At 43.6% G+C, this 26,679-nt stretch carries 34 protein-coding genes, 1 pseudogene and 1 other annotated feature; all 35 genes and pseudogenes read right to left on the bottom strand.

Annotated features, from left to right (window positions below; translation table 11 throughout):
- Positions 1 to 4: 4 nt before the first annotated feature.
- The 35 genes and pseudogenes from rplR to QFZ77_RS06640 all read right to left on the bottom strand — a co-directional run bounded on the left by rplR (position 5) and on the right by QFZ77_RS06640 (position 26,674).
- A complete protein-coding gene (gene rplR, locus QFZ77_RS06810) occupies positions 5 to 373 on the bottom strand; it encodes a 50S ribosomal protein L18 (protein ID WP_047683179.1) in 369 nt (122 codons plus the stop codon).
- A gap of 101 nt (positions 374 to 474) precedes the next feature.
- Positions 475 to 1,017 carry a 50S ribosomal protein L6 gene (gene rplF, locus QFZ77_RS06805; protein WP_047683181.1) on the bottom strand — a complete coding sequence of 181 codons (543 nt, stop codon included), beginning with the start codon at positions 1,015 to 1,017 and terminating at the stop codon, positions 475 to 477.
- A 29-nt stretch (positions 1,018 to 1,046) separates the two neighbouring features.
- The gene (gene rpsH / locus QFZ77_RS06800) at positions 1,047 to 1,445 is read right to left on the bottom strand and encodes a 30S ribosomal protein S8 (RefSeq protein WP_029196454.1); all 399 of its coding nucleotides are present in this window, start codon (positions 1,443 to 1,445) and stop codon (positions 1,047 to 1,049) included.
- 33 nt (positions 1,446 to 1,478) lie between these two features.
- Positions 1,479 to 1,664: a type Z 30S ribosomal protein S14 gene (locus tag QFZ77_RS06795; RefSeq protein WP_029196455.1), complete on the bottom strand. Its 186-nt coding sequence runs from the start codon at positions 1,662 to 1,664 to the stop codon at positions 1,479 to 1,481.
- Between the two features lie 36 nt (positions 1,665 to 1,700).
- Positions 1,701 to 2,243, bottom strand: coding sequence for a 50S ribosomal protein L5 (gene rplE, locus QFZ77_RS06790; protein ID WP_189018549.1), 543 nt, complete (start codon positions 2,241 to 2,243; stop codon positions 1,701 to 1,703).
- Positions 2,244 to 2,276: 33 nt separating this feature from the next.
- Positions 2,277 to 2,630: a 50S ribosomal protein L24 gene (rplX, locus tag QFZ77_RS06785; RefSeq protein WP_079418006.1), complete on the bottom strand. Its 354-nt coding sequence runs from the start codon at positions 2,628 to 2,630 to the stop codon at positions 2,277 to 2,279.
- Between the two features lie 55 nt (positions 2,631 to 2,685).
- On the bottom strand, positions 2,686 to 3,054 hold the full coding sequence (gene rplN / locus QFZ77_RS06780) for a 50S ribosomal protein L14 (RefSeq protein ID WP_028557485.1): 369 nt from the start codon (positions 3,052 to 3,054) through the stop codon (positions 2,686 to 2,688).
- A gap of 35 nt (positions 3,055 to 3,089) precedes the next feature.
- Positions 3,090 to 3,353 carry a 30S ribosomal protein S17 gene (gene rpsQ, locus QFZ77_RS06775; RefSeq protein WP_307437851.1) on the bottom strand — a complete coding sequence of 88 codons (264 nt, stop codon included), beginning with the start codon at positions 3,351 to 3,353 and terminating at the stop codon, positions 3,090 to 3,092.
- A 27-nt stretch (positions 3,354 to 3,380) separates the two neighbouring features.
- The gene (gene rpmC, locus QFZ77_RS06770) at positions 3,381 to 3,578 is read right to left on the bottom strand and encodes a 50S ribosomal protein L29 (protein WP_028557487.1); all 198 of its coding nucleotides are present in this window, start codon (positions 3,576 to 3,578) and stop codon (positions 3,381 to 3,383) included.
- Positions 3,568 to 4,002, bottom strand: a complete 435-nt coding sequence (gene rplP / locus QFZ77_RS06765) for a 50S ribosomal protein L16 (protein WP_029196459.1) — start codon at positions 4,000 to 4,002, stop codon at positions 3,568 to 3,570. Before rplP ends, rpmC begins: the two co-directional genes overlap by 11 nt.
- A 3-nt stretch (positions 4,003 to 4,005) precedes the next feature.
- Positions 4,006 to 4,668 carry a 30S ribosomal protein S3 gene (rpsC, locus tag QFZ77_RS06760; protein ID WP_047683187.1) on the bottom strand — a complete coding sequence of 221 codons (663 nt, stop codon included), beginning with the start codon at positions 4,666 to 4,668 and terminating at the stop codon, positions 4,006 to 4,008.
- Positions 4,669 to 4,681: 13 nt separating this feature from the next.
- Positions 4,682 to 5,014, bottom strand: coding sequence for a 50S ribosomal protein L22 (gene rplV, locus QFZ77_RS06755; protein ID WP_047683189.1), 333 nt, complete (start codon positions 5,012 to 5,014; stop codon positions 4,682 to 4,684).
- 30 nt (positions 5,015 to 5,044) lie between these two features.
- Positions 5,045 to 5,323 (bottom strand): 30S ribosomal protein S19, encoded by a 279-nt coding sequence (rpsS, locus tag QFZ77_RS06750; RefSeq protein WP_307437841.1) that lies wholly within the window; start codon positions 5,321 to 5,323, stop codon positions 5,045 to 5,047.
- 48 nt (positions 5,324 to 5,371) lie between these two features.
- Positions 5,372 to 6,202: a 50S ribosomal protein L2 gene (rplB, locus tag QFZ77_RS06745; RefSeq protein WP_028557492.1), complete on the bottom strand. Its 831-nt coding sequence runs from the start codon at positions 6,200 to 6,202 to the stop codon at positions 5,372 to 5,374.
- A gap of 30 nt (positions 6,203 to 6,232) precedes the next feature.
- Positions 6,233 to 6,523 (bottom strand): 50S ribosomal protein L23, encoded by a 291-nt coding sequence (rplW, locus tag QFZ77_RS06740; protein WP_028557493.1) that lies wholly within the window; start codon positions 6,521 to 6,523, stop codon positions 6,233 to 6,235.
- A complete protein-coding gene (gene rplD / locus QFZ77_RS06735) occupies positions 6,520 to 7,146 on the bottom strand; it encodes a 50S ribosomal protein L4 (RefSeq protein ID WP_029196462.1) in 627 nt (208 codons plus the stop codon). The genes rplW and rplD overlap by 4 nt, the downstream gene beginning before the upstream one ends.
- Positions 7,147 to 7,162: 16 nt before the next feature.
- The gene (rplC, locus tag QFZ77_RS06730; protein ID WP_028557495.1) at positions 7,163 to 7,786 is read right to left on the bottom strand and encodes a 50S ribosomal protein L3; all 624 of its coding nucleotides are present in this window, start codon (positions 7,784 to 7,786) and stop codon (positions 7,163 to 7,165) included.
- Between the two features lie 45 nt (positions 7,787 to 7,831).
- Complete coding sequence (gene rpsJ / locus QFZ77_RS06725; protein ID WP_028557496.1) at positions 7,832 to 8,140, bottom strand: 30S ribosomal protein S10; 309 nt, start codon at positions 8,138 to 8,140, stop codon at positions 7,832 to 7,834.
- A 242-nt stretch (positions 8,141 to 8,382) separates the two neighbouring features.
- On the bottom strand, positions 8,383 to 9,573 hold the full coding sequence (gene tuf / locus QFZ77_RS06720) for an elongation factor Tu (protein WP_047683193.1): 1,191 nt from the start codon (positions 9,571 to 9,573) through the stop codon (positions 8,383 to 8,385).
- Positions 9,574 to 9,612: 39 nt separating this feature from the next.
- Entirely contained in the window at positions 9,613 to 11,688 is a 2,076-nt protein-coding gene (gene fusA / locus QFZ77_RS06715; RefSeq protein ID WP_307437828.1) for an elongation factor G, read from the bottom strand.
- A gap of 38 nt (positions 11,689 to 11,726) precedes the next feature.
- The gene (rpsG, locus tag QFZ77_RS06710; protein ID WP_047683198.1) at positions 11,727 to 12,197 is read right to left on the bottom strand and encodes a 30S ribosomal protein S7; all 471 of its coding nucleotides are present in this window, start codon (positions 12,195 to 12,197) and stop codon (positions 11,727 to 11,729) included.
- 44 nt (positions 12,198 to 12,241) lie between these two features.
- Complete coding sequence (gene rpsL / locus QFZ77_RS06705; protein ID WP_028557500.1) at positions 12,242 to 12,661, bottom strand: 30S ribosomal protein S12; 420 nt, start codon at positions 12,659 to 12,661, stop codon at positions 12,242 to 12,244.
- Positions 12,662 to 12,824: 163 nt separating this feature from the next.
- Positions 12,825 to 13,076, bottom strand: coding sequence for a ribosomal L7Ae/L30e/S12e/Gadd45 family protein (locus tag QFZ77_RS06700; protein ID WP_307437824.1), 252 nt, complete (start codon positions 13,074 to 13,076; stop codon positions 12,825 to 12,827).
- Between the two features lie 190 nt (positions 13,077 to 13,266).
- Positions 13,267 to 16,887 (bottom strand): DNA-directed RNA polymerase subunit beta', encoded by a 3,621-nt coding sequence (rpoC, locus tag QFZ77_RS06695; RefSeq protein ID WP_307437819.1) that lies wholly within the window; start codon positions 16,885 to 16,887, stop codon positions 13,267 to 13,269.
- A gap of 69 nt (positions 16,888 to 16,956) precedes the next feature.
- A pseudogene (gene rpoB / locus QFZ77_RS06690) lies at positions 16,957 to 20,497 on the bottom strand (DNA-directed RNA polymerase subunit beta).
- 414 nt (positions 20,498 to 20,911) lie between these two features.
- Positions 20,912 to 21,508, bottom strand: a complete 597-nt coding sequence (locus tag QFZ77_RS06685) for a class I SAM-dependent methyltransferase (protein WP_307437816.1) — start codon at positions 21,506 to 21,508, stop codon at positions 20,912 to 20,914.
- A gap of 145 nt (positions 21,509 to 21,653) precedes the next feature.
- Complete coding sequence (gene rplL / locus QFZ77_RS06680; RefSeq protein ID WP_029196469.1) at positions 21,654 to 22,019, bottom strand: 50S ribosomal protein L7/L12; 366 nt, start codon at positions 22,017 to 22,019, stop codon at positions 21,654 to 21,656.
- A gap of 54 nt (positions 22,020 to 22,073) precedes the next feature.
- A complete protein-coding gene (rplJ, locus tag QFZ77_RS06675; RefSeq protein WP_307437811.1) occupies positions 22,074 to 22,583 on the bottom strand; it encodes a 50S ribosomal protein L10 in 510 nt (169 codons plus the stop codon).
- A gap of 65 nt (positions 22,584 to 22,648) precedes the next feature.
- Positions 22,649 to 22,803, bottom strand: a sequence feature (ribosomal protein L10 leader region).
- Positions 22,804 to 22,857: 54 nt separating this feature from the next.
- Positions 22,858 to 23,550: a 50S ribosomal protein L1 gene (gene rplA / locus QFZ77_RS06670; protein ID WP_307437809.1), complete on the bottom strand. Its 693-nt coding sequence runs from the start codon at positions 23,548 to 23,550 to the stop codon at positions 22,858 to 22,860.
- 120 nt (positions 23,551 to 23,670) lie between these two features.
- The gene (gene rplK, locus QFZ77_RS06665) at positions 23,671 to 24,096 is read right to left on the bottom strand and encodes a 50S ribosomal protein L11 (protein WP_028557508.1); all 426 of its coding nucleotides are present in this window, start codon (positions 24,094 to 24,096) and stop codon (positions 23,671 to 23,673) included.
- 137 nt (positions 24,097 to 24,233) lie between these two features.
- The gene (nusG, locus tag QFZ77_RS06660) at positions 24,234 to 24,767 is read right to left on the bottom strand and encodes a transcription termination/antitermination protein NusG (RefSeq protein WP_029196473.1); all 534 of its coding nucleotides are present in this window, start codon (positions 24,765 to 24,767) and stop codon (positions 24,234 to 24,236) included.
- A gap of 24 nt (positions 24,768 to 24,791) precedes the next feature.
- Positions 24,792 to 25,004, bottom strand: a complete 213-nt coding sequence (gene secE / locus QFZ77_RS06655) for a preprotein translocase subunit SecE (protein WP_029196474.1) — start codon at positions 25,002 to 25,004, stop codon at positions 24,792 to 24,794.
- Between the two features lie 19 nt (positions 25,005 to 25,023).
- Positions 25,024 to 25,173, bottom strand: a complete 150-nt coding sequence (gene rpmG / locus QFZ77_RS06650; RefSeq protein ID WP_079418041.1) for a 50S ribosomal protein L33 — start codon at positions 25,171 to 25,173, stop codon at positions 25,024 to 25,026.
- Positions 25,174 to 25,397: 224 nt separating this feature from the next.
- Positions 25,398 to 26,042: an RNA polymerase sporulation sigma factor SigH gene (gene sigH, locus QFZ77_RS06645; protein WP_028557511.1), complete on the bottom strand. Its 645-nt coding sequence runs from the start codon at positions 26,040 to 26,042 to the stop codon at positions 25,398 to 25,400.
- A 119-nt stretch (positions 26,043 to 26,161) separates the two neighbouring features.
- Positions 26,162 to 26,674 carry an NYN domain-containing protein gene (locus tag QFZ77_RS06640; RefSeq protein ID WP_307437794.1) on the bottom strand — a complete coding sequence of 171 codons (513 nt, stop codon included), beginning with the start codon at positions 26,672 to 26,674 and terminating at the stop codon, positions 26,162 to 26,164.
- Positions 26,675 to 26,679: the final 5 nt, after the last annotated feature.

The following is a 26,679-nucleotide window of genomic DNA, read 5'->3' as shown; positions in this document are numbered from 1 at the left end:
TTTCCTAGAATTCAAGTCCAGCTTCACGAGCTGCGTCAGCTAATGCTTGAACACGTCCATGATAAAGGTATCCACCGCGGTCAAATACCACTTTGTCTAAACCTTTTTCTTTCGCGCGTTGAGCTATTAATGCGCCAACTTTACGAGCAGCTTCAACGTTACCGCCATTACCAATTTCACTTTTCAGTTCTTTATCTTGAGTCGATGCAGCAACGATTGTAATACCCGTTGTATCATCGATAAGTTGAGCATACATGTGTTTGGAAGAGCGGAATATGTTCAAGCGCGGACGAACAGTTGTACCTTCGATTTTCTTACGAACCCGAAGATGTCTTTTCAAACGAGCTTTATTTTTATCGCTTTTAGTAATCATCTATACTTACACTCCTTTCATCATCTTATGATGCGAGGCTTATGCTTACGTAGCAAGTTTTCATACGAAAACTCTTAGCTATTACCCGCGATCTAACGATCTTATTTCTTCTTACCAGCTTTACCTTCTTTACGAAGAATACGTTCGCCTTCATACTTGATACCTTTACCTTTATACGGCTCTGGCTCACGTACGGAACGAACTTTAGCTGCCATAGCGCCTACTAATTCTTTATCAATACCTTTAACGATGATTTTCGTGTTCGTAGGAACATCGAACTCAATGCCGTTTTCAGGAGTGATTTCAACTGGATGGGAGTACCCAACGTTGAGAACTAATTTGTCGCCGCTCTTGTTAGCACGGTAACCAACGCCAACTAGATCCAAAGATTTCGTGAAACCTTCCGTTACGCCACTTACCATGTTGGCAACAACACTACGTGTTGTACCATGCAGGGAACGATGGAGTTTGTTATCGGAAGGACGCTCAACGGAAATCTCGTTTTCTAGAACATTTACTTTCATATCTTTATGAAGTTCACGGGACAAAGAACCTTTAGGGCCTTTAACCGTGATTTGAGTATTGTCTAGTGTTACATTTACACCACTTGGAATGGTGATTGGCTTACGACCAATACGAGACATGTTTGCACCTCCATTCAATTACAATTGTATTACCAAACGTAGCAGATAACCTCTCCGCCAGCTTTGGATTGACGAGCATCTTTATCCGTCATAACTCCTTTAGATGTGGAGATGATGGCAATCCCTAATCCGCCCAGTACACGAGGGATTTCTTGTGATTTAGTGTAAACGCGTAGACCTGGTTTGGAAATTCTTTTCAAACCGGAGATAACACGCTCATTGTTTGAACCGTATTTCAGGAACAAACGAATGATACCTTGTTTGCTATCTTCAACGTACTCAGCGTCACGGATAAATCCTTCTTTTTTAAGGATTTCAGCGATTTCCCTCTTCACTTTTGACGCAGGAATTTCAACTGTTTCATGACGTACGATATTCGCATTACGAATGCGAGTTAGCATATCTGCAATTGGATCTGACATGACCATTTTGTGTAAACCTCCTTCCCGAAAATAGGGTGATTACCAGCTTGCTTTTTTAACGCCTGGAATCTGACCTTTGTGTGCTAATTCGCGGAAACAAATCCGACAAATTTTGAACTTGCGAAGCACTGAATGCGGACGTCCGCAGCGCTCACAACGTGTGTATGCTTGCACTTTAAACTTCGGGGTACGTTGCTGTTTGACTTTCATCGAAGTTTTTGCCACTTAATATAACACCTCCTGATAGGTACGACTGGTAACCTATTTAACGAAAGGCGCTCCGAGTTGTGTTAAAAGCTCGCGAGCTTCCTCGTCGGACTTAGCCGTTGTAACGATAACAATATCCATACCACGAACTTTATCAATTTTATCATACTCAATTTCTGGGAAAATGAGTTGTTCTTTCAGACCAAGTGTGTAGTTTCCACGGCCGTCAAAAGCCTTGTTGGAAATACCACGGAAGTCACGTACACGTGGAAGTGATACGTTGAAAAGTTTATCCAAGAAATGATACATGCGCTCACCGCGAAGAGTTACTTTCACGCCGATTGGCATATTTTCACGAAGTTTGAAACCCGCGATCGCTTTTTTGGATTTTGTTACAACTGGTTTTTGACCAGAGATCTTTTGAAGATCTTCTACTGCTGTGTCAAGTACTTTGGAGTTCGATACAGCCTCACCAACACCCATGTTGATAACGATTTTCTCGACTTTAGGAACTTGCATTACAGTTGAGTAGTTAAACTTTTGAATTAACGCTGGAGTGATTTCGTTCAAATAACGATCTTTCATTCTTACTGCCATGACTCATTTGCCTCCTTTCCATGCTTGTTTGTATTAATCGATAACTTCGCCGGATTTTTTCGCGATACGAACTTTCGTTCCGTTATCCAATACTTTGTATCCTACGCGAGTAGGTTTGCCGCTCTTAGGATCAATTAGCATCACGTTAGAAACGTGGATTGCAGCTTCTTGATTCAAGATACCGCCTTGTGGATTTTGTTGAGATGGTTTCGCATGTTTCTTAACCATGTTTACACCTTCTACTAGCACACGGTTTTGACGAGGATAAGCAGCGATAACGCGACCCTTCTTACCTTTGTCTTTACCAGTGATTACAAAAACCGTATCGTCTTTTTTCACGTGCAGTTTATTGTTATGAGATTCTAATCTCTTTTTTAATCTTGGCATTAGCTTCTACACCTCCTGAGGTTTCCCGTTAGGAAAACAAACATCGTAACTGTTCTTAGATAACTTCTGGAGCCAAGGATACGATCTTCATGAAGTCTCTGTCACGAAGTTCGCGTGCAACTGGTCCAAAGATACGTGTACCACGTGGACTTTTATCTTCTTTCACGATAACAGCCGCATTCTCATCGAATGAGATATATGATCCGTCTTTACGGCGAGCACCGCTCTTCGTACGAACGATAACTGCTTTAACAACGTCACCTTTTTTGACAACGCCACCTGGTGTTGCTTCTTTTACTGAACAGACGATCAAATCACCAATGTGACCAACGCGACGACCAGTACCACCCAAAACGCGGATACACATTAATTGTTTCGCACCTGAGTTGTCAGCGACAGCCAAACGAGTAAATGGTTGAATCATCGTATTCCCTCCTTTCGGGGTTCATGTCTAGATTATTAGATAACAACAGCAACTTCAATAATTTCAACCAGTCTCCAGCTTTTATCTTTGGATAACGGTCTAGTTTCACTGATTTTCACAGTGTCACCAATTTTAGCTTGGTTGTTTTCATCATGAGCTTTAAACTTTTTCGTATATTTGATTCTCTTGTGATAGAGTTCATGTTTTTTGTAAGTTTCAACAGCAACAACAATGGTTTTATCCATTTTATCGCTGACAACTTTACCGATCAGAACTTTACGATCGTTACGTTCAGCCATCTAAGGAACACTCCCTTCTAGATTTGGTTACCCAATCCCCAATTCTCTTTCACGCAAAATAGTCTTGGCACGAGCGATCTCTTTACGCAAATCACGAATTTGAGTCGGGTTGTCCAATTGACCAGTAGCTAGTTGAAAACGGAGGTTAAAGAGTTCTTCTTTAAAACCATTAACTTTTTGCTCAATTTCAGCAGTGGTTAAGTTCCGGAATTCACTACCCTTCATTTGCTTCACCGCCTACTTCTTCTCTTTTCACGAACTTCGTTTTGATCGGAAGCTTGTGGGCAGCAAGACGCATCGCTTCACGAGCGACCTCTTCACTTACACCAGCAAGTTCAAATAAAATTTTGCCCGGTTTTACTACAGCAACCCATTTTTCCACGTTACCTTTACCACTACCCATACGGACTTCAAGCGGTTTTTGTGTAACTGGTTTAGCTGGGAAAATTTTAATCCATACTTTACCGCCACGTTTGATGTAACGTGTCATGGCAATACGTGCTGCTTCGATTTGACGGTTGGAGACCCAAGCCGGTTCTACCGCTTGCAGACCATATTCGCCAAAAGCTACTTCCGTTCCGCCTTTAGCGCGACCTTTCATGTTACCGCGGTGTTCTTTACGGTGTTTTACACGTTTAGGTACTAACATGATTTAAATTCCTCCTTCCGGCTGAGCCTTTTTCTTAGCTGGCGGAAGCACTTCTCCACGATAAATCCATACTTTTACACCGATACGTCCATAAGTAGTGGCTGCTTCAGCAGTACCATAGTCGATATCCGCACGAAGCGTATGAAGTGGAACTGTTCCTTCGCTATATCCTTCCGTACGAGCGATCTCAGCACCGCCAAGACGTCCGCTAGTTGCTACTTTGATACCTTTTGCGCCGGATCTCATTGTTCTTTGCATAGCTTGTTTCATAGCACGACGGAATGAAACACGACGTTCCAATTGAAGTGCAACAGCTTCAGCTACGAGAATAGCATCAAGATCTGGGTGTTTGATTTCAGAGATGTTAATGTGCACTTTTTTATTGGACATTGCAGCGATGTAGTTGCGAATAACTTCAACTTCAGCTCCGCCTTTACCAATAACCATGCCTGGTTTTGCAGTTTGAATCGTAACGTTCACACGGTTAGCCGCGCGCTCGATTTCGATGTGGGAAACTGCAGCATCTTTAAGTTTATTTTTTAAGTATTCACGGATTTTGACGTCTTCAAGCAACAGAGTTCCGAAATCTTTCTCTGCAAACCATTTGGACTCCCAATCGCGAATAATACCAATTCTAAAGCCTACCGGGTTTACCTTCTGACCCACACGTTACCCCTCCTTATTTTTCAGATACCACGATTGTAATGTGGCTGGTACGTTTTTTGATCGCGCTAGCGCGGCCCATTGCACGTTGTTGGAACCTTTTCATTGTTGGTCCTTGGTTAACATACGTCTCAGAAACAACAAGTTTGTTAAGATCCAATGAATAGTTATGCTCTGCATTCGCAATTGCGGAATTCAGTAGTTTCTCCAGAATAGGAGAAGCTGCTTTAGGCGTGTGACGCAGAATCGCAATCGCTTCACCTACCGCTTTCCCCCGAATCAAGTCAACAACTAGCTTTGCTTTACGAGGAGCAATCCGAGCGTGGTTCAATATTGCTTTAGCTTGCATGGTAGTACCTCCTCTCGGTTAAAAATGAAATTAACGTTTTCCGGTTTTCTTGTCGTCATCGTGACCTTTGTAAGTACGAGTTGGTGCAAATTCACCAAGCTTGTGTCCAACCATATCTTCGGTTACATACACAGGCACGTGTTTTCTTCCATCATATACTCCGAAAGTGTGACCAACGAATTGCGGGTAAATCGTAGAACGACGGGACCACGTTTTGATAACCAGTTTTTTGGTGGATGTGTTCAAGTCTTCTACTTTTTTCAGTAAGTATCCATCAATAAATGGACCCTTCTTTAAGCTGCGACCCATGGGTGTTCCTCCCTTCCTTGAACCTCAAGAGAATTGATATATCCTAGATTACTTCGTACGGCGACGTACAATGTATTTATCGGATGCTTTGCCTTTTTTACGAGTTTTGAAACCAAGCGTCGGTTTACCCCATGGTGACATAGGTGATTTACGTCCGATTGGTGCGCGTCCTTCACCACCACCGTGTGGGTGATCATTCGGGTTCATTACGACCCCACGAACTTGTGGACGATTGCCTTTCCAACGATTACGTCCTGCTTTACCGATTTTCACGAGCTCGTGATCTTCGTTACCAACAGAACCGATTGTTGCGCGGCAAACTTTAAGGACTTTACGAACTTCACCGGATGAAAGGCGAATGGTTACGTAAGTTTCTTCTTTACCAAGAAGTTGAGCTTCCGTACCGGCAGCGCGCACTAGTTGTGCACCTTTACCAGGCTTCAACTCAATGTTGTGGATAACTGTACCAACTGGAATGTTTTCCAATGGAAGAGCGTTACCTACTTTGATATCTGCTTGTGGTCCAGAAACGATACGATCGTCCACTTTAAGACCTTTAGGAGCGATGATGTATTTTTTCTCGCCATCAGCATAATGAATCAATGCGATGTTTGCGGAACGGTTAGGATCGTACTCAACTGTAGCAACGCGTCCTGGTATTCCATCTTTAGTACGTTTGAAATCGATGATACGGTATTTACGCTTGTGTCCACCACCATGGTGACGAACCGTAATTTTACCTTGGTTGTTACGACCAGCATGCTTGAACAGAGGAGCAAGCAATGATTTCTCCGGTGTTGATGTTGTTATTTCTTCAAAAGTAGAAACCGACATCGCACGTCGAGCTGGTGAGGTTGGTTTATATTTTTTAATTGGCACTCTGATTTCCTCCTTACTTCAAGAAATGGGTTATACCGATTCAAAGAATTCCAATTCTTTGCTTTCTGCGCTTAGGGACACGATAGCTTTCTTCCAGATGGAAGTGTAACCGGAGTGTTTGCCATAACGTTTAGGCTTAGCTGGCATTCTCAATGTGTTTACATTTGTAACTTTTACTTTGAAGATAGCTTCAATAGCTTGTTTAATTTCTGTTTTGTTAGCGCGAAGATCCACTTCGAAAACATACTTTTTGTTAGCCATTAGGTCGCTTGTACGCTCAGTGATGATCGGGCGCTTGATAATGTCGCGTGGATTTTTCATTGTGCAAGCACCTCCTCAACTTTCTGTACAGCTTCTTGTGTAATGATCAATTTGTCATATAACATGACATCAAGAACATTAACTCCATCAGCAGCAACAAATTTCACACCTGGGATATTACGAGCAGATAAAGCAACATTGGAGTCGTTAGCAACGCCTACAACTAATACTTTACGATCTACTTTCAGGTTGTTCAAAATAGCTACGAAATCTTTCGTTTTTGGAGCGTTCAATTGAAGCTGATCCAATACGATCAAGTTGTTATCGATAAGTTTCGAGGACAAAGCGGATTTGATCGCTAAGCGACGAACTTTTCTAGGCAATTTGAAACCATAGCTACGAGGTGTCGGTCCGAATACGGTACCGCCGCCTTTCCACTGTGGAGCACGAATACTACCTTGACGCGCACGACCTGTACCTTTTTGTTTCCAAGGTTTACGACCACCGCCACGAACTTCCGAACGACCTTTTGTTTTGTGTGTTCCTTGACGCACAGCTGCTTGTTGTAAAAGAACAGCTTCGTGGATCGCATGAACGTGAGGCTCAATTCCGAAAACAACGTCAGACAGTTCAACTTCTCCTACCTGAGCACCTGTTACATTATATAAAGCTACTTTTGGCATCTGTCTTCCTCCTTTCTTACTTTTTCACAGCAGACTTCACGCTAACGTAGCTGTTTCTAGGACCCGGAATGGAACCTTTAACTAGCAACACGTTACGCTCAGCATCTACTTTAATGATTTGCAGGTTTTGCAAAGTTACTGTTTCGTTACCCATGTGCCCTGGCAATTTCTTACCTTTAGGAACGCGGTTTGCTTGAATGGAACCCATGGAACCTGGACCGCGGTGATAACGTGATCCGTGAGCCATAGGGCCTGTGGATTGGTTATGTCTTTTGATGTTACCTTGGAAACCTTTACCTTTGGAAGTACCCGTTACATCAACGAATTCGCCCTCTGTAAACAGATCTGCTTTCAGTTCTTGACCAACTTCATAGTCACCCAACTGAATGCCACGAATTTCTTTAACGTAGCGCTTAGGCGTTGCCCCTGCTTTTTTCGCATGGCCAAGCTCTGGTTTAATGATTCTGCTAGCTTTCACATCATCAAAACCGATTTGGATCGACTCATATCCGTCGTTATCCACATCTTTCTTTTGCAGTACCACACATGGTCCCGCTTGAATGACAGTTACCGGAACTACATTACCCTCCGGAGTAAACAACTGTGTCATCCCAAGTTTTTTTCCTAAGATACCTTTCATCGTTGACACCTCATTTCCTTCCTAAACGTTCATTCTATAGTTGTTTTACAGTTTGATCTCAATATCAACGCCAGACGGTAAGTCTAAACGCATTAGAGCATCAACTGTTTGTGGTGTTGGATTCACAATATCGATAAGACGCTTATGCGTACGCATTTCGAATTGCTCACGCGAATCCTTGTACTTGTGCACCGCACGAAGAATCGTGATGATTTGCTTCTCTGTCGGAAGCGGAATCGGACCGGATACACCTGCACCGGAACGCTTGGCAGTTTCCACGATTTTCTCAGCTGATTGATCAATAATTCTGTGATCATAAGCTTTCAAACGGATACGAATTTTTTGCTTTGCCATGATAAGTCCCTCCTTCTATCGCCCAATTTATTATCGGACATACTCCGCGAAAATTCTCCAACAACCATCCCCATGGCAAAGGGGCCAGGTGTGTCGGCAACCTTTCGCATCATCGCAACGTCACAGACCAACGTTTTATATTATATAAAATTTGAAAACGAAAAGCAAGCGAAATTTTAGGCATATGCATAAAAAAAAACACCCACCGCCTAAACGGTGAGTGTTTCTTCTATATATAGGTATTACTTTTGAATTGTTGCAACCGCGCCCGCACCAACTGTACGTCCGCCTTCACGAATCGCGAAGCGTGTTCCTTCTTCGATTGCGATTGGGTTGATTAGTTCAACAGTAACAGTGATGTTATCACCAGGCATAACCATCTCAGTGCCTTCTGGAAGGGAGATGATACCCGTTACGTCAGTTGTACGGAAGTAGAACTGTGGACGGTAACCTGTGAAGAAAGGCTTATGACGGCCACCTTCTTCTTTAGTTAGAACGTAGATTTGTGCTGTGAAGTTCGTGTGTGGTTTAACTGAACCTGGTTTCGCAAGTACTTGTCCACGCTCGATATCTTTACGGTCTACACCACGAAGTAAAGCTCCAATGTTGTCACCAGCTTGAGCGGAATCAAGCAATTTACGGAACATCTCTACACCAGTTACGATGCATTTACGAGTTTCTTCAGCGATACCAACGATTTCAACTTCTTCTTGTACTTTAACAGTACCACGCTCAACACGACCAGTTGCAACTGTTCCACGACCAGTGATTGAGAATACATCCTCAACTGGCATAAGGAAAGGCTTGTCAGTTTGACGCTCAGGAGTTGGGATGTAAGTATCAACTTGTTCGAACAACTCGATGATTTTGTCAGCCCAAGGACCTTCTGGGTTAGCAAGAGCTTCACGAGCTGCACCACGGATGATTGGAGTATCATCGCCTGGGAACTCATATTCGTTAAGAAGGTCGCGAACTTCCATCTCAACCAATTCAAGCAACTCTTCGTCTTCAACCATATCACATTTGTTAAGGAATACTACGATGTAAGGTACGCCTACTTGACGGGAAAGAAGGATGTGCTCACGAGTTTGCGGCATAGGGCCGTCAGCTGCGGATACAACCAAGATCGCTCCGTCCATTTGAGCAGCACCAGTAATCATGTTTTTAACATAGTCAGCATGTCCTGGGCAGTCAACGTGTGCGTAGTGACGGTTAGGTGTTTCGTACTCAACGTGAGCTGTGGAGATTGTGATACCGCGCTCGCGCTCTTCTGGTGCTTTATCGATTTGGTCGAATGCTACTGCAGCTCCACCGTATCTTTTGGACAATACAGTTGTAATAGCTGCTGTCAAAGTTGTTTTACCATGGTCAACGTGACCGATAGTACCGATGTTAACATGCGGTTTGTTACGTTCAAATTTAGCCTTTGCCATTTTAAACGATTCCTCCTTAGAGTGACTAATAGTTTTATATTAAGCGCCTTTGCCTTTTGCAATAATTTCTTCTGCAATGGACTTAGGTACTTCTTCATAATGCGAAAGTTCCATGGAGTAAACACCACGGCCTTGTGTTCTCGAACGAAGTGTTGTGGAATATCCAAACATTTCGGACAAAGGCACCTTAGCACGAATGACTTGTGCTCCATGACGGCTATCCATACCTTCAATGCGTCCACGACGGGAGTTAAGGTCGCCCATAACATCGCCCATGTACTCTTCTGGTACAGTAACTTCAACCTTCATGATTGGCTCAAGAAGAACCGGTTTACATTTTTCTTTAGCTGCTTTAAGTGCCATGGAACCCGCGATTTTGAACGCCATTTCATTGGAGTCAACATCATGGTAAGATCCATCAACAACTGTAGCTTTGATATCCACAAGAGGGAATCCTGCGATTACACCATTCTTCATGGACTCTTCGATACCAGCTTGAATAGGTGCGATGAATTCTCTAGGAATAGACCCGCCCACAACTTTGTTTTCGAAGATAAAGCCTACGCCAGCTTCTTGTGGTTCGAACTCAACCCAACAATGTCCGTATTGACCACGACCACCGGATTGACGAACGAATTTACCTTCAACTTTAGCTGCCGCACGGAATGTTTCACGATAAGCAACTTGTGGTTTACCTACATTGGTTTCAACTTTAAACTCACGAAGCATACGGTCAACGAGGATCTCAAGGTGAAGCTCACCCATACCTGCGATGATCGTTTGTCCTGTTTCTTCGTCTGTAGAAGCACGGAAAGTAGGATCTTCTTCAGCAAGTTTTTGCAATGCGATACCCATTTTATCTTGATCGGCTTTCGTTTTCGGTTCAACAGCAAGCTGGATAACCGGTTCAGGGAAGACCATTCTCTCAAGAATAACTGGGTTTTTCTCATCACAAAGTGTATCACCAGTTGTTGTATCTTTCAATCCAACAGCCGCGGCAATATCACCTGCATATACAATGCTGATTTCTTGACGTGCGTTCGCATGCATTTGTAGAATACGACCAACACGCTCACGTTTTCCTTTTGTTGCGTTAACAACGTAGGAACCGGAGTTCAAGGTACCAGAGTAAACACGGAAGAACGTAAGACGACCAACGAAAGGATCTGTCATGATTTTAAACGCAAGCGCTGAGAAAGGTTGATCATCAGCAGACTTACGAACCACTTCAGTACCATCGTCAAGCACACCTTTAATGTCAGGTACATCAAGAGGGGATGGCAGGTAGTTAATAACTGCATCCAACATCAATTGAACACCTTTGTTTCTGTAAGAAGACCCTACGATAACTGGGAAGATTTTCACTTCGCAAACACCTTTACGTAGAGCTGCTTTGATCTCATCAACAGTGATTTCTTCGCCTTCGAGATATTTCATAGTAAGCTCTTCATCAAGCTCAGCAACTTTCTCGATCAATTCCAAACGAAGCTCAGCAACTTGATCTTTGAACTCAGCAGGAATTTCGATTTTCTCGATGTCCTTACCAAGATCATCTTTGTACATATAAGCAACTTCATCAACCAAGTCAATGATGCCTTTGAAATCATTCTCAGCACCGATCGGAAGTTGAATAGCTACTGCATTTGCACCAAGTTTTTGACGCATGGATTCAACAACTTGCAAGAAGTCTGCACCGATGATATCCATTTTGTTTACGTAAGCAATCCGTGGAACGTTGTATTTATCAGCTTGTCTCCAAACTGTTTCCGATTGAGGCTCAACGCCCTCTTTCGCACTAAATACACCAACTGCTCCATCCAACACACGAAGGGAACGCTCTACCTCAACGGTAAAGTCAACGTGCCCCGGGGTATCAATAATATTGATGCGGTGACCTTCCCATTGCGCAGTTGTAGCGGCGGAAGTAATCGTGATTCCACGTTCTTGTTCCTGCTCCATCCAGTCCATCGTAGCTGCACCTTCGTGCACTTCTCCGATTTTGTGAACTTTACCTGTATAGTACAGAATGCGCTCTGTTGTTGTCGTTTTACCAGCATCGATATGAGCCATGATCCCGATATTACGTGTGTTTTTTAAGGAGAACTCTCTAGCCATAGGTCGTTATGTCTCCTTTCTGATATTGATTTAGAATTCTACCAACGATAGTGAGCGAATGCTTTATTAGCTTCAGCCATTTTGTGTGTATCTTCACGTTTCTTAACGGAAGAGCCAGTGCTGTTGCTAGCATCGATGATTTCATAAGCCAATCTTTCTTCCATCGTCTTCTCACCACGTAGACGTGAGTAGTTTACCAACCAACGCAAGCCTAATGTCGAACGACGATCAGGTCTTACTTCGATAGGTACTTGATAGTTCGCTCCACCAACACGGCGAGCTTTAACTTCTAGCACTGGCATAATGTTTTTGATAGCTGCTTCGAACACTTCCATCGGCTCTTTACCTGTACGATCTTTCACGAGGTTAAAAGCGTTGTATAAAATGGACTGTGCTACCCCTCTTTTTCCATCAATCATGATACGATTGATAAGACGAGTGACAAGTTTGCTATTATAAATTGGATCTGGCAATACGTCTCTGCGAGTAACTGGACCTTTACGAGGCATAGTTATCCCCCTTTCTTATAAGAATCATCCCTGATTATTATCTCTTATTTTTTAACTTTCGGACGTTTTGTACCGTATTTGGAACGGGATTGCTTACGGTTGTTAACACCGGAAGTATCCAGCGCGCCACGTACGATGTGATAACGTACCCCTGGAAGATCTTTAATTCTACCTCCACGGATCAATACAACACTGTGTTCTTGCAGGTTGTGACCGATACCTGGAATGTAAGCTGTCACCTCTACGCGGTTCGTTAAACGAACACGTGCATATTTACGAAGTGCGGAGTTAGGCTTCTTAGGAGTCATAGTACCTACACGCGTGCAGACACCACGTTTTTGAGGTGCACTCAAATCCGTTGCTTCTCTTTTCAAAGCGTTAAAACCTTTTTGCAAAGCTGGTGATTTAGACTTATCCACCTTCGCTTGACGACCTTTACGTACTAGTTGGTTAATTGTTGGCATATCGCCACCTCCTCCCTACATTCATAACATGATGTTCTTCTTGCAAGCCCACAGATCCAGGCGAGTCATAAATGAGCAAAGAGAAAGTCCTTGCCATGGATAGCTGCAAAAAGTTACAAGAACTTATGTAGGCTATAGCCACTAACAAAAACGTCTTTAGCGCTTATTCATTTACAACAGCTGCTACCGCAGCTCCAACTTCAATTCCACATGCTTTACCTAGCATCTTCATAGAATCAACATAGGTAACAGGTACACCCTTCTGCATACAGAGAGTTACCAGATTTATCGTCAATCGCGGATCTGCATCTTTGGAAACAAAAACTTCGACTGCCTTACCTTGTTCGACTGTTTTTGTAACTTTCTTCGTACCTACTCTTATATTCTCCGCCTGTTTGACTTTATCATAAGACATAAGGCACCCCCTTCAAAGAAAAGGAAAGAATATCGACTTAGGCACACTACGATATATTAGCACTTTGATCTCCGGGTGTCAAGGAATAACTTCTTATATTTTATTATTCTTACTAGATTAGTAAAAGTATATCAAAAGGGACAGCACACTTCATAATAAAGTGGCCATCCCTCATGATTACATAGCGAATCTATTCAACAGTGACAGTTTCTTTTTCAAGATCCTCGTCTTGTACAAGAACTTCGTTCGGATCCGTAATACGGATGTTCCGGTAACGAGGCATACCTGTACCTGCAGGAATAAGTTTACCGATAATAACGTTCTCCTTAAGACCAAGCAATTGGTCAACCTTGCCTTTAATCGCTGCATCCGTCAAGACACGTGTCGTTTCTTGGAAAGACGCTGCAGATAGGAAGGAATCGGTCTCTAGGGACGCTTTAGTAATACCGAGCAAGATAGGTCTTGCAACAGCAGGCTCACTACCAGCGAACAAGGCTACTTTGTTGGCTGCTTCATATTCATGAATGTCTACGAAGGAACCAGGAAGAAGCGTTGTATCTCCAGCGTCAACGATACGGATTTTCCGCAGCATTTGGCGAACCATAACTTCGATATGTTTATCGTTAATTTCTACCCCTTGATTACGATACACGCGTTGAACCTCTTGCAGAATGTAGTTCTGCACGCCGCGGATACCTTTGATACGGAGCATTTCCTTCGGATCGATAGAACCGTCAGTCAACTCGTCTCCAGCTTCCACTTGTTGATTCAATGAAACACGTACACGTGAACCGTAAGGAACTGCGTATACTTTCGATTCCGCTTCGCCTTGAACTTCAATCTCACGACGATCTTTGGCTTCACGAATTTCTTTGACCGTACCATCAATCTCAGAAATGATCGCTTGACCTTTCGGATTCCGAGCTTCGAAGAGCTCTTGAATACGCGGCAAACCTTGCGTAATATCATCTCCGGCAACACCACCGGTATGGAACGTACGCATCGTCAACTGTGTTCCTGGCTCACCGATGGATTGAGCAGCGATAATACCTACTGCTTCACCAACCTCAACAAATTGGCCAGTCGCTAAGTTACGACCGTAACATTTCTTACAAACACCATGATTGGTGCGGCAGCTAAGAACGGAACGAATTTGAAGTTTCTCGATACCTGCTTCAATAATTGTATCTGCAATACCCGATTCGATAAGTTCATTGCGTTGAACAATGACTTCACCTGTTTTCGGATGACGAAGGGTTTCATAAGCATAACGACCCTCAATACGGTCATAGAGATCTTCAATAACCTCTTTACCATCTTGAATTTTGCTAACCATGAAGCCTTTATCTGTTCCACAATCATCTTCGCGAACAATAACATCTTGTGCAACGTCAACGAGACGACGAGTCAGGTAACCGGAGTCAGCAGTACGTAGCGCTGTATCGGCAAGACCTTTACGCGCTCCGTGCGTTGAAATAAAGTACTCCAAGATTGTCAAACCTTCACGAAAATTCGACTTAATTGGCAACTCCATAATTTTACCAGATGGATTCGCCATCAAACCACGCATACCGCCAAGCTGTGTAATCTGTGATTTATTACCCCGGGCTTTGGATTCAACCATCATGCTAATAGAGTTGTATTTATCAAGGGATTTCATCAAAATATCTGTGATTTCATCCTTCGCTTTACTCCAGATCGCAATAACACGGTCATAACGCTCTTCATCTGTAATCAAACCACGGCGGTATTGGTTCGTAACTACACGTACTTTCTCTTCACATTCTTTGAGGATTGCTACTTTTTCAGTAGGAACAACAACGTCAGAGACAGCTACGGTAATACCCGCTTTGGTGGAGTACGTGAATCCAAGCTCTTTAATTTTATCAAGGATCATGGACGTTTGAGTTGTGTGGTATTTACGGAAACACTCAGCAATGATAGAACCGAGATATTCTTTACCTACCGCTTTGTTCTCTTCACGTTCCAACATAATAGCTCTAAGATCAGCACCTTTTTCGAACACAAAGTGAGCATCAGGAATCCCGTTCAGCAGGTTCGTTTTGGTTGGTTCATTAATGAATGGAAAGTCGCTAGGGAAAATCTCATTCATAATGATTTTGCCGATCGTCGTGATCAAGATTGCATTTTGCTGTTTCTCAGTGAAACTAACTTTGTTCAATGCTCTTGCAGGAATAGCAACCCGTGCGTGTAGGGCCATTTTGCCCGATTGATAAGACGATACTGCCTCATGTACTGTTCTAATAATAGAACCAGCACCCTTAGCGAATTTGTTGTCTGTTGTTAAATAGAAGCTTCCCAGAACCATATCCTGTGAAGGCGTAACAACAGGCTTACCGTCTTTCGGATTCAAAATGTTACCTGACGCCAGCATGAGCAAGCGAGCTTCGGCTTGAGCTTCAGAAGACAATGGTACGTGAACGGCCATTTGGTCACCGTCGAAGTCAGCGTTGTAAGCTGTACAAACGAGCGGATGAAGCTTAATCGCGCGGCCTTCAACCAGAATCGGTTCAAAAGCTTGAATACCAAGTCTATGCAGCGTAGGGGCACGGTTCAGAAGAACCGGATGCTCCTTAATTACTTCTTCAAGAACATCCCAAACATCTGGGCTTACGCGCTCAACTTTACGTTTTGCACTTTTGATGTTATGGGCCAAACCTTTATTCACAAGCTCTTTCATCACGAAAGGCTTGAACAACTCAAGTGCCATTTCCTTCGGAAGACCACATTGGTACATCTTCAGGTTAGGACCTACAACGATAACGGAACGACCGGAGTAGTCAACACGTTTACCGAGCAAGTTTTGACGGAAACGTCCTTGTTTACCTTTCAGCATATGGCTGAGGGATTTCAAAGGACGGTTACCAGGGCCTGTTACCGGACGGCCGCGACGACCGTTGTCGATAAGAGCATCAACCGCTTCTTGCAGCATCCGTTTCTCATTTTGAACAATGATATCCGGAGCGCCTAGGTCGAGCAATCGCTTCAAACGGTTGTTACGGTTGATAACGCGGCGATACAGATCATTCAAGTCAGAAGTCGCGAAGCGGCCACCATCGAGCTGTACCATCGGACGAAGCTCTGGAGGGATGACTGGAAGTACATCCAGAACCATCCAACCCGGTAAATTCTTCGAGTTACGGAAAGCTTCCATAACTTCCAAACGCTTAATCGCACGATTACGACGTTGACCTTGCGCTGTTTTGAGTTCTTCTTTGAGTGTATCTACTTCACGCTCGATATCAATGTCGATTAGAAGCTTTTTAACGGCTTCCGCACCCATTCCCGCTTGGAAAGCATAACCGTACTTCTCGCGATAGCTGCGGTATTCTTTCTCGGAAAGCAGTTGTTTCTTCTCCAAAGGCGTATCCCCTGGATCAGTTACCACATAGGAAGCGAAGTAGATAATTTCCTCCAACGATCTTGGAGACATATCTAACGCAAGTCCCATACGGCTTGGAATACCTTTGAAGTACCAAATGTGAGATACCGGAGCTGCAAGTTCAATATGACCCATGCGCTCACGACGTACCTTTTGACGTGTTACTTCAACGCCACAACGGTCACAAACAACGCCTTTATAACGAACTCGTTTGTATTTACCGCAATGACATTCCCAATCTTTGGTAGGCCCGAAGATCTTTTCGCAGAAAAGACCTTCTTTCTCAGGCTTTAAGGTTCTGTAGTTAATCGTTTCCGGCTTCTTTACTTCCCCACGGGACCAAGAGCGAATTTTATCGGGTGATGCCAAGCCGATTTTCATAAACTCGAAGTTGTTAACGTCCATCAAGGAGCAACCCTCCTTTAAGAATTTAAACCCACTATGCAGTGAATCGTTCTCGATCTATTGTGGTGTTCTTTATTCGTTGACTCCTAATTCAGAGCCCTCTAAGTTTAGGTTTAATTTATCGCTAGTGACTTCGTCGTCATCGTCGGCTTCTCTCATTTCGATCTCTTCTTCGTCGCCGGAAAGGATTTTAACATCCATACCTAAGCTTTGAAGCTCTTTGATCAAAACTTTGAATGATTCCGGAACACCTGGCTCTGGAACATTCTCGCCTTTAACGATAGACTCATATGTTTTCACACGGCCTACAACGTCATCGGACTTCACAGTAAGAATTTCTTGCAGTGTATAAGCAGCTCCATAAGCCTCGAGTGCCCATACCTCCATCTCCCCGAAACGTTGTCCACCGAACTGCGCTTTACCACCCAGCGGCTGCTGAGTAACAAGGGAGTAAGGTCCTGTTGAACGGGCATGGATTTTATCATCAACCATGTGCGCCAGTTTAATCATGTACATGACACCAACGGTAACTTCGCGTTCGAACGACTCACCTGTACGACCATCGTACAGAATCGTTTTACCGCTACGCTGCATACCTGCTTCTTCCATCGCATCGAACACGTCATACTCACGCGCTCCATCGAATACTGGCGTTGCAGCATGGATACCCAGGTACTTGGAAGCCATACCTAAGTGAACTTCAAGAACTTGACCGATATTCATCCGTGAAGGAACCCCTAGTGGATTCAATACAACTTCAACCGGTGTACCATCTGGAAGGAAAGGCATATCTTCTTCCGGAAGAATACGTGCAACTACCCCTTTATTACCGTGACGTCCCGCCATTTTATCGCCTTCGGAAATTTTCCGTTTTTGTGCGATATAGACACGAACGAGTTGGTTCACACCAGGAGGCAGCTCATCGCCGTTCTCACGAGTAAATACTTTCACATCAACAACGATACCGTCTGTACCATGCGGCACGCGAAGGGATGTATCACGAACCTCACGAGCCTTCTCACCGAAGATCGCATGCAGCAATCTTTCTTCCGCTGTCAGCTCTGTTACACCTTTAGGTGTTACTTTACCAACAAGGATATCGCCTGCGCCGATTTCGGCACCGACACGGATAATACCGCGCTCGTCAAGATTTTTCAGTGCATCTTCCCCAACGTTCGGGATATCACGAGTGATTTCTTCAGGTCCCAGCTTCGTATCACGAGCTTCGGACTCGTACTCCTCGATGTGAATAGAAGTGTATACATCTTCTTTCACAAGCTTTTGGCTAAGCAAGATCGCATCCTCGTAGTTGTAACCTTCCCAAGTCATGAAGGCTACGACAACGTTACGCTCCAAGCGCCAATTCACCTTGTTCTGTTGAAGGTCCGTCTGCAAGAATATCGCCCGCTTTAACCAATTGGCCTTTTTTGACAATCGGACGTTGATTGATGCACGTACCTTGGTTAGAACGCATGAATTTGTGGAGTTTATATTTGACGATGTTGCCGCTAACCAGCTTGCCATCGACCAATTCTTGGCGACGCAACCAAATTTCGTTCGCAGCAGCTTTCTCAATAATTCCATCGAATTTGGAGACAATACATACTCCAGAGTCTTTAGCGACCTTATGTTCCATACCTGTGCCTACAAGAGGTGCTTTCGGGATCAAAAGCGGAACCGCTTGACGCTGCATGTTTGAACCCATAAGCGCACGGTTGGAGTCATCATTTTCAAGGAACGGAATTAACGCCGTTGCCACGGAAACAACTTGCTTCGGAGAAACGTCCATGTAATCGACACGTTCAACCGGAAGTGTTAAGTTGTCATCCTTATAACGAACGATAATTGCGTCTTCAACGAATTTATTATCTTCCGTCAATTGTGCATTCGCCTGAGCGATAACATAGTTATCCTCTTCGTCTGCTGTCAGGTAAGCGATTTGGTCGGTTACAAGTCCTGACTTCGGATCTACCCAACGATATGGCGCCTCAATGAAGCCATATTCATTAATACGGGCAAATGTAGACAAGGAGTTGATCAAACCAATGTTCGGTCCCTCTGGCGTCTCAATTGGACACATACGGCCATAGTGAGAGTGATGCACGTCACGAACTTCCATACCTGCGCGCTCTCTCGTCAAACCGCCGGGTCCGAGTGCAGACAGACGTCTTTTGTGCGTCAATTCAGCAAGTGGATTCGTTTGGTCCATAAACTGAGAAAGCTGTGAGCTACCGAAGAACTCTTTAATCGATGCGATTACAGGACGAATGTTGATCAAAGCTTGCGGTGTAATCACATTCGCGTCTTGAATCGACATACGTTCACGTACAACACGCTCCATACGGGAAAGACCAATACGGAATTGATTTTGCAGCAATTCACCTACAGAACGAAGTCTACGGTTACCCAAGTGGTCAATATCATCCGTATTTCCGATACCGTGAAGTAAATTGATGAAATAGTTAATAGATGAAATAATATCGGCAGGCGTGATGTTTTTGACAGTTTTATCAATAACACCGTTAGAAATAACTTTAACGACCTTGCCCTCTTCTGTTGGTGAATAAACGTTGATGCACTGAACCGGAATCGTATCCGCGCCCGTTACACCTTTAGGAATCGTAAATTCTTGATATCCTGCACCTTTTTCAATAAAAGGAAGGATTTCATCAAGCACACGACGATCAAGCAATTGCCCAGCTTCTGCAATGATTTCTCCAGTCTCGGAGTCCACCAGTGTTTCAGCCAAACGTTGATTGAACAATCTATTTTTGATATGAAGTTTTTTGTTGATTTTGTAGCGACCTACATTGGCCAAATCATAACGCTTCGGATCAAAGAAACGAGCAACGATCAAACTTCTAGCATTATCTAGTGTAGGAGGCTCACCCGGACGAAGTCGCTCATAGATTTCGATTAACGCTTTTTCCGTAGAATCCGTGTTATCTTTATCGAGCGTATTACGGATGTATTCATTATCACCGAGCAAATCCAAAATCTCAGCATCTGTACCAAATCCTAAGGAACGAAGAAGGACAGTTACTGGAATTTTACGCGTGCGATCGATACGAACATAGATGATATCTTTCGCATCAGTCTCAAGCTCTAACCAGGCTCCACGGTTCGGAATGACGGTTGCGGTATATGTTTTTTTGCCGTTTTTATCCACTTTCGTGCTATAATAAACACTGGGTGAACGAACGAGCTGGGAGACGATTACACGCTCCGCACCGTTAATAATGAACGTTCCCGTGTCAGTCATGATAGGGAAATCCCCCATGAACACTTCTTGTTCTTTGACCTCACCGGTTTCCTTATTAATCAAACGGACTTTGACTCTTAACGGCGCCGCATAGGTTACGTCGCGTTCTTTGGATTCATCAACTGAATACTTAGGCTCGCCTAAGCTATAGTCAATAAACTCCAGTACTAGGTTACCTGTAAAATCCTGGATCGGAGAGATATCCTGAAACATCTCGCGAAGTCCTTCTTCCAAAAACCACTCATACGATTTTTGCTGGATTTCAATCAGGTTTGGAATGCCCAGCACCTCATTAATTCGTGCATAAGTCCTGCGTTTACGTCGTCCAAATTGAACAAGATGTCCCGCCAACTTTCATTCACCCCTCAACTCTACTCAATAAATAAAAAGAAGAAGAAAAACTTCTACCGACGTACACTCAGGACGCCTCCGTTAGTGGAGCCCGTCCGAATTAAGCGACTGTATGAAGGAAGGTTTTTCCCTGTAATCAATAAGACTTTTCCAAATATTTCTTCCCATCCTGTTAGAGTTTCCTAAAATTCAAACATTATACGTTACAAGTTCAAATTTTATTCATCCCGGAAGAAAAAAACACTTGACATTTTTGTTAACTAAAGACATGTGTCCCATCTTAATACTGACATTTTTTAATAATACCACATTTGAAATGTCAAGTCAAACAAATTCCCTCGATTGTAACAAAACCTCTAACAAGGCCATTCATGGGTGAGTGACCACGTTTAATGAGAAGTGACTTGGTCTCAATTACTTCGTGGCTTTGAGAATTTTGTATCCTTTATCTTTGGATACCTCAGTAACTTCATTGTACAAAGACTCGAGTTTTTTCATTGCCGATGGAGCACCCTGCTTTTTTTGAATAACAACCCAGATAGACCCACCGTCAACTAAACAATCATAAGCATCTGTAAAAATGCGATGAACGACTTCCTTGCCGGCACGAATCGGTGGATTGGTTAAAACAGCGTCAAAACGCTGCTCCTTTACTTGTTCCAAGAGATCACTTTGGAGGATGGTTACATTCGTAATTCCGTTACGCCTCGCATTATCAATAGAAAGCTCAATCGCTCTCTCATTGATATCAACCATTGTCACATGCCCTTTCGGACACATCACAGCAGCGCTTAGCCCAATAGGACCGTAACCACACCCGACATCAAGAACCTTAGCATCCTCGCGCAGCTGCATGGTTTCAATTAAATGCTTACTACCATAATCGACACCTTTTTTCGAAAAGACTCCCGCATCCGTCAGGAACGTATATGTTTTGCCACGCAGCACTTCTTGCATAGTATGAACATCTCGTTTAACCGTCGGTCGCTCCGTATAGTAATGCTCTGACACGTTATGAATTCCTCCTCCACTTTTACCTTTAGGAAAATCAAATAACGAGAGCGTTCCTAAGGCTTTCCTAAGGGTAAAAACCTCATCTTATAACGGTTAAAAAAACCTCTTGAAGTCAAGCTTCAAGAGGTTTCCTATTGAAAGATTACTTAACTTCTACGGATGCGCCAGCTTCTGTAAGCTTAGCTTTAACAGCTTCTGCTTCTTCGGAGCTAACTTTTTCTTTAACTGCTTTAGGAGCGCCATCAACCAAGTCTTTCGCTTCTTTCAGGCCAAGACCTGTGATTTCGCGAACTACTTTAATTACGTTGATTTTGGATGCGCCAGCGCTAGTCAAGATAACGTCAAACTCAGTTTGAGCTTCTTCAACTGCTACTGCTGCGCCACCGCCAGCTGCTACTGGAGCTGCTGCTGTTACGCCAAACTCTTCTTCAATTGCTTTAACCAGGTCGTTCAATTCCAAGATTGTCATGCCTTTGATTGCTTCTAGGATCGTTGCATTGTTGCTCATGGTTAAACCTCCATTATCATTCATATATTTTGTGGTTGTTGTTGTAAAACAAAATTAAGCTTGACCTTCAGCTTCTTTTTTCTCAGCAACTGCTTTAACAGCAAGTGCAAAGTTACGAACTGGAGCTTGAAGAACGCTAAGCAACATGGAGAGAAGACCATCTCTGGATGGAAGTTCAGCAAGTGCTTTGATTTGATCGTATCCAACTACGCGGCCTTCGACCACGCCGCCTTTTACGCTCAATTGATCATTCTTTTTCGCAAATTCAGTCAAGATTTTCGCTGGAGCGACTAGATCGTCATTGCTGAAAGCAATAGCAGTTGGACCTGTTAGGTACTCATCCAATGCGCTTAATTCAGCATTTGCTGATGCGCGTCTAGCCAACGAGTTCTTGAGAACTACGAATTCAATACCAGCTTCGCGCAAGGTTTTACGCAGCTGTGTTACTTGAGCTACGTTCAAACCGCGGTAGTCTGCTATGATTGTAGAAGCACTAGCTTTGAACTTTTCAGTTACTTCAGCTACTGCTTGTTCTTTCTGTGCAAGAATTTTCGCGTTTGCCATAGTACACCTCACTTCTTATGCATTTATCTTTCAAGATCGCAAACAGTAGGAGCATCAGCATTCCTTATTAAAATAAGAAATGCCTTCGTAGACGCTACGAAGGCATGATGTGTTCACTATTTCCCTGATGTACAAAGAAATCGCTATATATATCATAACACCTCGGTAGGAAATTAAGCACGTTGGCACCTACTGTCTACGGTTTGCATATTCATTTTTATGACCTTTGATAGAGTATCACGCCCAGCAACCGAAGTCAACTGGTAGCTTTTACTTATCTGAAGGATGACAGGTTCACACGAACACTAGGTCCCATTGTCGAAGATACAGCAATGTTTTTCAGGTAAACACCTTTAGCAGCTGCTGGTTTCGCTCTAACAAGCGCATCAACCAATGCTTTGAAGTTTTCGTTCAACTTATCCGCATCGAAAGATACTTTACCAAGTGGAGCATGGATTTGTCCTGCTTTGTCAAGACGGTATTCGATTTTACCAGCTTTGATCTCCTGAACAGCTTTGGTAACGTCGAAAGTAACTGTTCCTGCTTTAGGGTTTGGCATTAAACCTTTACCCCCGAGGATACGACCCAGTTTACCAACTTCGCTCATCATGTCTGGAGTAGCTACGCAAACGTCAAATTCGAACCAACCTTGTTGAATTTTGTTGATCATATCAGCATCACCAACAAAATCTGCACCAGCTGCTTCAGCTTCTTTCGCTTTCTCGCCTTTGGCAAATACAAGTACACGTTTCGTTTTACCAGTACCGTGTGGAAGTACAACGACACCACGAACAGCCTGATCTTGTTTTCTTGGGTCAACACCCAAACGAACTGCAACATCTACAGTTTCATCAAATTTAGCAGGAGCTGTTTTCTTAACAAGCTCGATTGCTTCTGACGGATCATACAAGGCTTCAGCGTCAACAAGCTGAGATACCTCGCGGTATTTTTTACCGTGTTTAGGCATTTTAAATATCCTCCTTAGTGGTATTAGCGGATAATCCTCCCACCGAGCGGCTGAAGAGTTTTCACAGAGAAAACTCACTTCGTAAGCTTAGCTTACCGTTTAACCGCATTCCTTGCGGAATTAATCTTCGATGACGATTCCCATGCTGCGAGCAGTACCTTCAACCATACGCATTGCAGCCTCAACGGATGCAGCATTTAGGTCAGGCATTTTTTGTTCAGCGATTTCGCGAACTTTTGCGCGTTTCACAGTTGCAACTTTCTTTTTGTTTGGTTCACCGGATCCTTTTTCGATACCAGCAACGACGCGAAGAAGAACTGCAGCCGGAGGCGTTTTAGTGATGAATGTAAAGGAACGATCCTCGAATACTGTGATTTCAACCGGAATGATAAGACCAACTTGATCAGCAGTACGAGCGTTAAACTCTTTACAGAAAGCCATAATGTTCACACCTGCTTGACCCAATGCTGGACCAATCGGTGGTGCTGGATTTGCTTTCGCAGCTTGAACTTGAAGCTTCACGATTTTAATAACCTTTTTTGCCATGATAGACACCTCCTTGCATAGAATATAGGGATCTTTGATGGAATCAAAGTCTCTCTACTTTGGGATTTGCTATCCATCCCACTAACGAAGGTCTATCCCGAGGAATAGACCTGGTAGAAACCCTTGGTTGTCTTGTTTTATAGCTTTTCCACTTGGTCGAAATCGAGCTCAAGCGGGGTTTCTCTACCAAACATGTTGACATGCACCTTAAGTTTACCCTTGTCAGCAACAATTTCTTCAACAGAGCCGACAAAGTTTGCGAAAGGTCCCACCTTGACGCGTACGGTTTCTTTGAGTTCGAAGTCGATTTTCTCCTTCGGCTCTTCCATACCCATATGCTTCAGGATAGATTCAACTTCCTCAGGTAATAATGCAGTCGGTTTAGAGCCGGATCCAGTAGAACCTACGAATCCAGTTACTCCTGGCGTATTACGTACAACATACCAAGAGTCATCCGTTTGAATCATTTCTACGAGGACATAACCTGGATAAACTTTACGCATGACGACTTTTTTCTTGCCGTCTTTGTTTACCAGTTCTTCTTCCATAGGCACAAGCACACGGAAGATCTTGTCCGTCATTTCCATAGATTCAACGCGTTTCTCTAAGTTGGCTTTCACTTTGTTCTCATACCCTGAATAGGTATGTACGACGTACCATCTTTTTTCCATGAATAAATTCACCTATAGTCCTGTTTATTTAAAAACAAGGCGCAGCAACTCAGAAATTCCTAGATCCAGCACAAAAAAATAGATGGCAACAAAAGCTACAGTACCCAATACGACAAGCGTATAGGTAGTCATCTCTTTGCGACTTGGCCACTTGACCTTTTTGAGTTCTGACCAACTGTCGGTGAAGAAGGAAAAAGTGGATCCGAAGCTTTGTCTCATTCTAGCCAAGAACGCCACAAACTACACCTCCAAAGAACTACCTAGTCTCGCGATGAGCAGTATGTTCATTGCAAAATTTGCAATATTTCTTCAACTCAATACGGTCGGGATTGTTGCGCTTATTTTTAGTGGATGCATAGTTTCTTTGTTTGCAATTTGTGCACGCTAATGTGATGATGACCCGCATGATGTACACCTCCTACAGACACTTTCTAATTAAAGCCCTTCTAAGCGCGTCAAAAAGAAAGCGACTTTTAGGGCTACCTGAAATACTTTATCACAACCCGTAATAGGGTGTCAAGGCAGAAGTCTCATAAATGCGAGAGTATCATCAGTATAGACTCCCTAGACAATTGTTAAACATTCTCCCAAAGAAAAACACCCGCACAGCTTAAGCGGCGCGGGTACTTCCTACAAATCTCGGACTTCTAGATAACGTTCAAGCTTGCGTTTAACACGTTGAAGAGCATTATCAATAGACTTCACATGACGATCGAGATCAACGGCAATTTCTTGATACGATCTGCCATCGAGATAGAGCATCAGTACCCTGCGCTCTAGGTCACTTAATATCTCTCCCATTTTATCTTCAAGGCCCGTAAACTCTTCTTGATTGATTACAAGCTCCTCAGGATCTGTAACCCGGGAACCGCTAATAACGTCAAGCAGCGTACGATCAGAATCTTCATCATAGATAGGCTTGTCCAATGACACGTAGGAATTAAGAGGAATGTGCTTCTGACGCGTTGCTGTTTTGATCGCCGTGATGATCTGCCGCGTGATGCACAGTTCAGCAAAGGCTTTGAATGAAGCAAGCTTGTCTCCTCGGAAGTCGCGAATAGATTTATATAAACCTATCATACCTTCCTGCACAATGTCTTCTCGGTCTGCACCTATCAAAAAATAAGAACGTGCTTTGGCACGTACGAAATTCTTATATTTGTTGATAAGGTATTCCAACGCTTCGCTACTGCCTTCACGGACTGCTTCGACGATGTCTTCATCTGGCTTGAGGTCATAATCATACATTCTCAGTTCTTTGAGGTCGACACTCACCAACAATCCCTCCGGCCTGCAGGACTACCCAGATTCACAATAAAAGTTTAGGTTAAGTATACATGAAGAAAACTCACACCGTCAACGGGGAACCGCACCATTTCTAGCATTTGGAGGATTCACTCTCCTCTTCGCCACCGCTCGAACTGCTCTTTGAGCTCATGGCTCAGTTTACTTTCGAACGGATTACGCTTGGATGAAGATTCAGGATGAATGCGTTCTCGCACTTCTTTGCGATTCTGTTTGATTTTGACTAGCAGTTCACCAGCGGGCATCCGAAGAGCTCCTTTACCGAAAATGACATGCTGCTCAATCATATCCGAGGTGGCTACGTAGATCTGCTTACGTCTTCCCATCAGATTCGTGACCAGGCGTTCGATCCGTTCATCTGCCGTTTCCTTCTCTTTGGTATAGAGTACTATAAGCTTACTCTGCACATATTTCTTACCAAGTCCCGGTACCATATAGGCATCAAAAACAAGGTACACCTTCATACCCGAGTAGGATTGATACTCAGCCAGCATATGAATTAACTGATCGCGAGCGCCCTCCAGATCCGTGTCCTTCAGCTTACTCAACTCCGGCCAAGCGCCGATAATATTGTAGCCATCAACAATCAGAAATTGTTCCATTTCAT

The sequence above is a fragment of the Paenibacillus sp. V4I3 genome (assembly GCF_030817215.1).
Lineage (GTDB): Bacteria > Bacillota > Bacilli > Paenibacillales > NBRC-103111 > Paenibacillus_E.
The sequence above is the reverse complement of the archived record's forward strand: the minus strand, read 5'-3'. Positions and strand labels throughout refer to the sequence as shown.